General features: G+C 55.4%; 1 protein-coding gene. It reads left to right on the top strand.

Annotation, left to right across the window (positions count from 1 at the left end; translation table 11 throughout):
- Window positions 1–100: 100 nt before the first annotated feature.
- The coding region (locus PQR42_RS45720; protein ID WP_408394121.1) for a hypothetical protein at window positions 101–285 on the top strand (185 nt) is incomplete at its 3' end.

Genomic DNA, 285 nt, shown 5'->3' with positions numbered 1-285 from the left:
CCATTCCTTCTAGACACAGACACCGGTAGAGAGGTGTTTGCTGCTGGACCTATAACGACGCCTGGCGCATTGAACGCCAGTCGCATCAAGGAGACAGAATATGCTTTCGCCATTCAATAAAAGAATCCTCAGTCATGGGGCGGCGATTACATTCGCAAGCGCGTTGGTCACTGCTTGCGGCGGCAACGACGCAATACCCGACATCTCATCGACTCCGCTCGACAATCACGTGACAATCGCCTCCGGGAGCCTCGCCGGTAATCCCGCCGATGCATCCGGTATCGT

This window comes from Paraburkholderia sediminicola, from assembly GCF_046027355.1.
In the GTDB taxonomy this organism is placed as follows: domain Bacteria; phylum Pseudomonadota; class Gammaproteobacteria; order Burkholderiales; family Burkholderiaceae; genus Paraburkholderia; species Paraburkholderia sediminicola_B.
Note: the sequence above shows the minus strand (reverse complement) of the source record. Positions and strands in the feature narration are given on the sequence as shown.